Below are 5,926 nucleotides of genomic sequence, written 5' to 3'. Positions count from 1 at the left end.
GATTTTTCTCATCCTTATTATTGGGCAGGGTTTACTATGATTGGTAGTCCTTGGTAATTAAATTTTGTCAGTTTTGTCTCACGGGGTGACAAACTAGTTGAAAGCTATATATAGAAAGGAATTTGCGTTCATAAACTGAATAATACTTCAATTAAAAGAAAATCTGGTAGTGCGTCAGTAAAGTGTGGGATAAGTAATTAAGTCTCACCCACACCAACAACAAGAATGATTATCCCGTATCACAAATCCAGTTTAAACATAAAGATCCAGCTAAATATCCTTTAGACTCTTATCCAGCAATAGTTTTGATCTGTTTGTAACTCTGTGAGGCAAAGGGCATTGTTGGGTGGTAGTCTTAGTCATTTGTCAAAAAAATTAGATGCGTTTTCCCTGGGTTCAGTATCTATAAGTAGGGCGCAAAAGCTACGCCCCACATTTATGACTATGCTAGATTTTTGTGTTTCTCAGAATTTGGAGAATTATTCTTTAGGTTTAGTTAACACATCCCAAGCTGCTTGACCTGCTTTAACTAAGCGATCGCCAAAATCCTGGACTTCTTTGACTGCTGTCTCCCAGTTAGTTTCGATATCTTTCTCTATCTTTTTACCAGTTTCTTCTATTTTCTGGGGATCGATAAGTCTAATTCTTTCGATAGTTTCCCTTGCTTGTTTTACTGCTTGAATATAACTATCACGGGTAAACTCCCCTGCCGCTTCCATTTCTGACTGAGCCAATCTTTTGATTGCCTCCATCAATTCTTGGGTTTCTTGCTTAGGGTCAATTTTTTCTGTGGTAGAGGTAATTTGACTTGATTCTTGCTCTACTTCTACAATAGCTCCATCTTTTGGTACATTTGGCTCTGTCATAATTTTTTGCTCCTAATTTTACTAATTTACTGGTTACAATTTACATTATATAGCTATAAGTATTCAGTTCTCAAAGTTAGTGACAGTAGGAATTTAACTTTTAACTTCTGACTTCTAACTTATCCCAATAATTTTTGCTCTAATTGTAACAACTTTTCAATCCTTGCTTCTGTAGATGGGTGGGTTGAAAATAAATTCGCCATCATTCTACCAGAAAATCCATTAATAATTAATAATGGTGCAAAAGCAGGATTAGCATTTAATGGCATTTGTCTAGCATTTTGTTCTAACCTTTGCAAAGCTTGAGCTAGAGCGCGGGGGTTCCCAGTTAAATTACCAGCTCCCGCATCAGCAGCAAATTCACGAGTGCGAGAAATTGCCATTTGCACAATACTTGCAGCTACTGGAGCTAACATAATAGTCAATAACATCACTACTGGGTTGGCTCGGTTTTCGTTTCTTGATCCCCCACCAAACCACATAGAATAACTAGCTATTTGAGTTAGCCAAGATATCCCACCTGCTATTGTAGCAGCTACTGCTTGAGTAAAAGTATCGCGATTTTTGATATGACTAAGTTCGTGGGCAATGACTCCTTCTAGTTCATCCTCTGGTAAAATTCTCATAATACCTTCAGTAACTGCCACTGCTGCATGATGGGGATCACGCCCGGTAGCAAAAGCATTTGCTGAAGCAGTAGGAATAATATAAACATCTGGCATAGGTAGACGTGCGCGATCGCAAAGTCTTTCTACCATTTCATATAATGCTGGTGCTTGTGCTTGACTTACTGGTTGAGCGTTATAAGCTGCCAGAGCAATTTTATCTGAGAAAAACCAGGAACCCAGGTTCATTATAGCAGCTAAAAGTAGACCAACTGTAGCACCAGTTGTACCACCGATTAACCAATAACTAACTGTAACTAATAGGGCACTAAGTATACCTAACAAAGCAACAGTTTTTACTAAGTTCATAAAGACTGCCTCCTTTCAAGGCTAATGATTGCTATTTATATTATCTGCTGGTTTTTAGTTTTTTATGATTTCTATTTCATTTTAACTTTGACACTCCACGGACTAAAGTCGCGTGGATTCTTCAGAGGAGCTGTAAATCGGGTTAAAACCACGATTTCCACATTGCTCGAAACGGCCACATTGCCTGCACCGTACCGTAGTACGAATGCAGCAGCAGCTCACTAGGCGGTGCCAATTGCCTCTACTCTCTCCGGCCAAAGACCATTGAGTCTACTTTTTAGGTATGGGTTGTTTGATTCACTCGCTCTGAGTTACAACGTGCTGTCTAACGGCTGGAAACAGAGTGCTGGTAAGCACCGAGCCACCTTTTCGGTTAACTACCTTTTAACTGAAGCGTCCACTAGATATCGGGCTTTCACCATGATTCAGAGGTCTTTGTGTCTTTAAGATTTAACTGTAACACAAATTTTGACTACGGGTTAAAACCCGTCGAGTCGTTTCCCTCCAGCCGTTAAAACAGGCTGGTTTCCCACTTAACGAATTTTTACTATGATTATTTATCTATAATTATAGTCGGAAAACTTGACAAAAGGTTCGGTTTTCCTTTTATAGCTATTAGCACTCAGCTATCGACTTGATTTAATACCATTAAAAGATTGTTAAGGTAGGGATTTGGTTGCTTAACCCTTACAGGTGCTAGGTAGTAGGTTAATTTGAAGTATCGAGCGAGCATTAGGAATAAAGTTTCCCAGCATCCCAAATCATATTAATTATTTTTAAGAATTCAGGAATCAGAGAAAGACTTGATGAGCGTTTTGCTTCGCACAACTCCGTTTTGCTGGCGCAAAGCTTCGCTTTATATGTCGCGCAGCGTTAACGTGCGTTGTGCGCTAGCTAAACGGCTGTTGCCGACAGGAAAAACGCTGTGCGACATGTTTGCGTAGCATTCCGCAGGAAAGGAAAAGGCGGAGCCTAGCGGCAGCTATATCGTCTGTAACGTTGGCCTTTAAAGAGTGGTCAAAGAAATCACTATGGGAAGAGTCACATTTTGGACAAAATAGTGATGTTATGGACATCTGAGGGAAATACTACAATATGCCTTCGATCCTTAGACATTGAGGACTAGCAAATATTCGTAGATAACATTTAGTGAAATCATAGAAAGAATTCCTATGCCCAATTGAAATCTTCAGCAATTTGGCTCTTAACAAGCATTGTGTGGTTCTGGCAGTATTAAGGGTGGAAGCAGAACACACAATCTACTTCCACAATACACACCAAATACATAAATAAGGTGATAGAGAAATGAAAATACTTCAGTTGACTAAAACCTTTTTCCAGAAAATTAACCAAAAAAACGGACAAAACTTAGTAGATCAAAATCCAAGCAATAATCGTTTTGTAAAATCACCAGCACCAGAGCTGGAAACTGAGGATACTTTACCTTGGTGGTGGTTTGGAAGTGAAACCCAACTCAGAGAAGATTGGGACTATTCCTCAAAAACAGCACAAGTTTCTGATACTGACATTAAACTCTACCAAGCTCTCTACGCAAATCAGTTACCTTCTCACAGAATTTTTTAAGCAAGACTTTGGCAATATATCTCAAAGCTTTACATATTAGCCTGAATATATTGGTAATCCTAGGCAACTAATACCAATTATGTGCAGAAACTTCTGCTGAGACCAGAATCTATTCACAGTAATAGTTTTAAAGACTATAACTTGTTAAATTTTGTCTCTGAAACAGTGTACCAGTTTAACTGTAATCTATTTGGTACAGAAATTTAGAACAATAAATCAAGGGTTTCAGGCTGATTATTATACGTGGCCTTAATTGGTACAGCGATATAGCTGCCGCTAGGCTCCGCCAACGCTAATACATTAACAGATTTTTTGCGCAAATGATATTCAGACTGTATCAATAAAACTGTAGAAAATCCTTGCAGTTAAATTCTTGATATTGGATTAACCAATATAGGCTGTATGCAACAGAGTATTCCCTAGGCAGTAAAAGCCTCTGGGAATACTCTGTTGTTATTTGAAGACTGCCATTGAGATCGACATTATTCTGTTTCCGTTAGAAGATTACCTATAATGTAATTAGAAAAACTACTATTTGTAAGGATTTAGGTATAAAATGTAAGAATTGGTATAACATCTTTTCCCTAATCCTTTATTTCTTATGCGATCTGAAAATGATAACTGGTATGAGTGCCATTTGGATATAAAAAAGTACAGACTACTGCTACTTCTGGATTATAATTATTCATCAATTTTTCTAAACCCATTTGTTGCCAATCAGTAATTATTGATGGGATTTGACTGATAGGTTTAAACTTAACTTGCCAGTCAGCTAAAACTGTACTATTTCCCTCTAACTGTCTAAAAATTATTACCGTACCTTTTTCCGCAATTTGTTTATATCCGTCAGAGGCGATCGCTGCTATTTTTTCTGCATTTGCTTCGATTACTGCTAATTGTTCTGCTTTTGATTCTAGAGAATTTTCCATTATATTTATTCTTTTAATTTAACCAAACTTTTATAATATACAACAATTTCCTACTTGATGAAGTAGATATATTGATAATTTTAGGAAGTAGGGTAGCAAACAAAAAAATATTTATTCTATAAATAAAAACACATTAATCTGGCATTTGCTGTATCATAATTATCAGTATACCAACTTAATTAAATATCATTATGTCATTGCGACTGGAACGGAGTGGAAGGAAGCAATCTCTAGCTGTTCCCTATTATATATTCAATAATAATTCTTGAGCTACGGCTTGAACTACATTAATACTTACAGAATTTCCCAATTGATAGTAAGCCTTATTATCATCATGATGCAAAATAAAATTATCGGGAAAACCTTGTAATCTAGCAGCTTCCCTGGGAGTAATTTTTCTGACTCGATTTTGATGATAAATTCCCAATCTATTAGCATCACTTGCAACCAAAGTTACAGAAATTTTATCTGGGTCTAAAAACTTGTATACTTCAAAAGAAAAATTACCAGCCACTGGCTTATATTTTGACTCGACTATTTGCAGATAATTTTTACTTACTAAAGAATTGAGCAATATATCTAACTGAGGATGAGTGAAAAAACTAGCTATTTGCTCCTGACTCAACAATTTACCATCTTGATGTTTACCAAATCGACTATTTCTCCGTTTCAAAATCAAACAGTTCATTAATTCTATTTCATCAGCACTACATTTTCCTCTTAATCCCAACTCCCAAGAATGAATAGAATTTCCACCCCGATAATCAATTAATCTCATTCCATGTAATTTATTCAAGTCTCCATTTAATCTTTGTTTTAAAGCTGCAACAAATTTTTCCGAACAATTATATTTTTCATCTGGATTATCTTCTAAAATATCTGCCACAGTTATAGATTTTTTCAGAGGATAAAATAAAGATAATTGTTGTGGTTGATAAGAATGAGAATCTTTCGGACCGGGGTCAGAAATCAGATGAAATTTTGGTGTTTTATCTAAAACTCCGACAATATAAATCCGGAGTCGATTTTGGGGTAAATCAAAATTCGCGCTATTCAGTAAAAATATGTCAAAACTATAGCCTCTAATTTTAATTTCATGTTTAATAGTTTCGATAGTTCTACCTTTATCATTAGTCAGTAAACCACGGACATTTTCAAAGATAAAAGCTTGGGGTTTGTATGTATCTATTAATCTAGTAATCTCAAAAAAAAGCGTACCTCTAGTATCCCCAAATCCAGCTTTTTTTCCAGCATAAGAAAAAGATTGACAAGGAAATCCAGCTAATAATATTTGATGGGGTGGTAACTTTTCTATTTTGCGGATGTCTCCTACAGGATATTTACCAAAATTTTTCTCATAAACTAAATCAGCGTCGGGATTTATTTCACTACTTAATACACATTCAGTTTCAATGTTTAAATATTCGGCAGCTTGTGCAAAACCTAATCTCATTCCACCAATGCCAGCAAATAAATCAATAAAGCGAATTTTTTTCATTATTTAATTGTTATAAATAGTATTTCATTAATTGATAATGGATAATTGATAATTACCTCTGGTTAAAACCGTTCG

General features: G+C 36.0%; 5 protein-coding genes. 1 reads left to right on the top strand and 4 read right to left on the bottom strand.

Annotation, left to right across the window (positions count from 1 at the left end; all coding sequences use genetic code 11):
- Positions 1-479: 479 nt before the first annotated feature.
- Together ACP6PL_RS18560 and ACP6PL_RS18555 are read right to left on the bottom strand one after the other, a co-directional pair.
- Positions 480-866 (bottom strand): hypothetical protein, encoded by a 387-nt coding sequence (locus tag ACP6PL_RS18560; RefSeq protein ID WP_426546754.1) that lies wholly within the window; start codon positions 864-866, stop codon positions 480-482.
- Between the two features lie 119 nt (positions 867-985).
- Positions 986-1,840, bottom strand: coding sequence for a M48 family metalloprotease (locus ACP6PL_RS18555; RefSeq protein ID WP_426546753.1), 855 nt, complete (start codon positions 1,838-1,840; stop codon positions 986-988).
- Positions 1,841-3,145: 1,305 nt separating this feature from the next.
- On the opposite strand from ACP6PL_RS18555, the gene ACP6PL_RS18550 reads away from it, so the two are divergent.
- On the top strand, positions 3,146-3,424 hold the full coding sequence (locus tag ACP6PL_RS18550; protein WP_426546752.1) for a hypothetical protein: 279 nt from the start codon (positions 3,146-3,148) through the stop codon (positions 3,422-3,424).
- 599 nt (positions 3,425-4,023) lie between these two features.
- Here ACP6PL_RS18550 and ACP6PL_RS18545 read toward each other — a convergent pair.
- Together ACP6PL_RS18545 and dcm are read right to left on the bottom strand one after the other, a co-directional pair.
- The gene (locus tag ACP6PL_RS18545) at positions 4,024-4,353 is read right to left on the bottom strand and encodes a hypothetical protein (RefSeq protein ID WP_426546751.1); all 330 of its coding nucleotides are present in this window, start codon (positions 4,351-4,353) and stop codon (positions 4,024-4,026) included.
- A gap of 244 nt (positions 4,354-4,597) precedes the next feature.
- Positions 4,598-5,851 (bottom strand): DNA (cytosine-5-)-methyltransferase, encoded by a 1,254-nt coding sequence (dcm, locus tag ACP6PL_RS18540; protein WP_426546750.1) that lies wholly within the window; start codon positions 5,849-5,851, stop codon positions 4,598-4,600.
- Positions 5,852-5,926 lie beyond the last annotated feature (75 nt).

The sequence above is a fragment of the Dapis purpurea BLCC-M126 genome, from assembly GCF_050015975.1.
Classification (GTDB): Bacteria; Cyanobacteriota; Cyanobacteriia; order Cyanobacteriales; family Microcoleaceae; genus Trichodesmium.
This window is presented reverse-complemented; position numbering and strand designations above follow the sequence as displayed.

Bases quoted from the DNA above. Each gene is read 5' to 3' on its own strand.
- ACP6PL_RS18560 (WP_426546754.1), bottom strand. From the start codon at position 866: ATGACAGAGCCAAATGTACCAAAAGATGGAGCTATTGTAGAAGTAGAG.
- ACP6PL_RS18555 (WP_426546753.1), bottom strand. From the start codon at position 1,840: ATGAACTTAGTAAAAACTGTTGCTTTGTTAGGTATACTTAGTGCCCTA.
- ACP6PL_RS18550 (WP_426546752.1), top strand. From the start codon at position 3,146: ATGAAAATACTTCAGTTGACTAAAACCTTTTTCCAGAAAATTAACCAA.
- ACP6PL_RS18545 (WP_426546751.1), bottom strand. From the start codon at position 4,353: ATGGAAAATTCTCTAGAATCAAAAGCAGAACAATTAGCAGTAATCGAA.
- dcm (WP_426546750.1), bottom strand. From the start codon at position 5,851: ATGAAAAAAATTCGCTTTATTGATTTATTTGCTGGCATTGGTGGAATG.